Consider the following 2,953-nt stretch of genomic DNA (forward strand, 5'->3'; position numbering starts at 1 on the left):
TGTTCTTTGAAAACTAGATAACGAAAGTAGACATTCACAAGAATTTTCTGTAGTGATTCTTTTTAACGGTTAAGTTAGAAAGGGCGCACGGTGGATGCCTTGGCACTAGGAGCCGATGAAGGACGGGACGAACACCGATATGCTTCGGGGAGCTGTAAGCAAGCTTTGATCCGGAGATTTCCGAATGGGGAAACCCACTGCTCGTAATGGAGCAGTATCCATATCTGAATTCATAGGATATGAGAAGGCAGACCCGGGGAACTGAAACATCTAAGTACCCGGAGGAAGAGAAAGCAAATGCGATTCCCTGAGTAGCGGCGAGCGAAACGGGAACAGCCCAAACCAAGAGGCTTGCCTCTTGGGGTTGTAGGACACTCTATACGGAGTTACAAAAGAACGAGGTAGATGAAGAGGTCTGGAAAGGCCCGCCATAGGAGGTAACAGCCCTGTAGTCAAAACTTCGTTCTCTCCTGAGTGGATCCTGAGTACGGCGGAACACGTGAAATTCCGTCGGAATCCGGGAGGACCATCTCCCAAGGCTAAATACTCCCTAGTGACCGATAGTGAACCAGTACCGTGAGGGAAAGGTGAAAAGCACCCCGGAAGGGGAGTGAAAGAGATCCTGAAACCGTGTGCCTACAAGTAGTCAGAGCCCGTTAACGGGTGATGGCGTGCCTTTTGTAGAATGAACCGGCGAGTTACGATCCCGTGCAAGGTTAAGTTTGAAAAGACGGAGCCGCAGCGAAAGCGAGTCTGAATAGGGCGCATCAGTACGTGGTCGTAGACCCGAAACCAGGTGATCTACCCATGTCCAGGGTGAAGTTCAGGTAACACTGAATGGAGGCCCGAACCCACGCACGTTGAAAAGTGCGGGGATGAGGTGTGGGTAGGGGTGAAATGCCAATCGAACCTGGAGATAGCTGGTTCTCTCCGAAATAGCTTTAGGGCTAGCCTCAAGGTAAGAGTCTTGGAGGTAGAGCACTGATTGGACTAGGGGCCCCTACCGGGTTACCGAATTCAGTCAAACTCCGAATGCCAAAGACTTATCCTTGGGAGTCAGACTGCGAGTGATAAGATCCGTAGTCGAAAGGGAAACAGCCCAGACCGCCAGCTAAGGTCCCAAAGTATACGTTAAGTGGAAAAGGATGTGGAGTTGCTTAGACAACCAGGATGTTGGCTTAGAAGCAGCCACCATTTAAAGAGTGCGTAATAGCTCACTGGTCGAGTGACTCTGCGCCGAAAATGTACCGGGGCTAAACGTATCACCGAAGCTGCGGACTGTTCTTACGAACAGTGGTAGGAGAGCGTTCTAAGGGCTGTGAAGCGAGACCGGAAGGACTCGTGGAGCGCTTAGAAGTGAGAATGCCGGTATGAGTAGCGAAAGAGGGGTGAGAATCCCCTCCACCGAATGCCTAAGGTTTCCTGAGGAAGGCTCGTCCGCTCAGGGTTAGTCGGGACCTAAGCCGAGGCCGAAAGGCGTAGGCGATGGATAACAGGTTGATATTCCTGTACCACCTCCTCACCATTTGAGCAATGGGGGGACGCAGGAGGATAGGGTAAGCGCGGTATTGGATATCCGCGTCCAAGCAGTTAGGCTGGGAAATAGGCAAATCCGTTTCCCATCAAGGCTGAGCTGTGATGGCGAGTGAAATATAGTAGCGAAGTTCCTGATTCCACACTGCCAAGAAAAGCCTCTAGCGAGGTGAGAGGTGCCCGTACCGCAAACCGACACAGGTAGGCGAGGAGAGAATCCTAAGGTGATCGAGAGAACTCTCGTTAAGGAACTCGGCAAAATGACCCCGTAACTTCGGGAGAAGGGGTGCTCTGTTAGGGTGCAAGCCCGAGAGAGCCGCAGTGAATAGGCCCAGGCGACTGTTTAGCAAAAACACAGGTCTCTGCGAAGCCGTAAGGCGAAGTATAGGGGCTGACGCCTGCCCGGTGCTGGAAGGTTAAGAGGAGCGCTTAGCGTATGCGAAGGTGCGAATTGAAGCCCCAGTAAACGGCGGCCGTAACTATAACGGTCCTAAGGTAGCGAAATTCCTTGTCGGGTAAGTTCCGACCCGCACGAAAGGCGCAACGATCTGGGCACTGTCTCAACGAGAGACTCGGTGAAATTATAGTACCTGTGAAGATGCAGGTTACCCGCGACAGGACGGAAAGACCCCGTGGAGCTTTACTGCAGCCTGATATTGAATGTTGGTACAGCTTGTACAGGATAGGTAGGAGCCTTGGAAACCGGAGCGCCAGCTTCGGTGGAGGCATCGGTGGGATACTACCCTGGCTGTATTGACCTTCTAACCCGCTGCCCTTATCGGGCAGGGAGACAGTGTCAGGTGGGCAGTTTGACTGGGGCGGTCGCCTCCTAAAAGGTAACGGAGGCGCCCAAAGGTTCCCTCAGAATGGTTGGAAATCATTCGCAGAGTGTAAAGGCACAAGGGAGCTTGACTGCGAGACCTACAAGTCGAGCAGGGACGAAAGTCGGGCTTAGTGATCCGGTGGTTCCGCATGGAAGGGCCATCGCTCAACGGATAAAAGCTACCCCGGGGATAACAGGCTTATCTCCCCCAAGAGTCCACATCGACGGGGAGGTTTGGCACCTCGATGTCGGCTCATCGCATCCTGGGGCTGTAGTCGGTCCCAAGGGTTGGGCTGTTCGCCCATTAAAGCGGTACGCGAGCTGGGTTCAGAACGTCGTGAGACAGTTCGGTCCCTATCCGTCGCGGGCGCAGGAAATTTGAGAGGAGCTGTCCTTAGTACGAGAGGACCGGGATGGACGCACCGCTGGTGTACCAGTTGTTCTGCCAAGGGCATCGCTGGGTAGCTATGTGCGGACGGGATAAGTGCTGAAAGCATCTAAGCATGAAGCCCCCCTCAAGATGAGATTTCCCATTCCGTTAAGGAAGTAAGATCCCTGAAAGATGATCAGGTTGATAGGTCTGAGGTGGAAGTGTGG

Annotated in this window: 1 rRNA gene; it reads left to right on the forward strand. The window is 53.1% G+C overall.

The features are described 5' to 3' along the window. Window positions 1-67: 67 nt before the first annotated feature. Window positions 68-2,953 (forward strand): 23S ribosomal RNA (locus ACINLD_RS22190); the annotation flags it as partial.

It is taken from the genome of Bacillus sp. z60-11 (genome assembly GCF_046464135.1).
Classification (GTDB): Bacteria; Bacillota; Bacilli; order Bacillales; family Bacillaceae; genus Bacillus; species Bacillus sonorensis_A.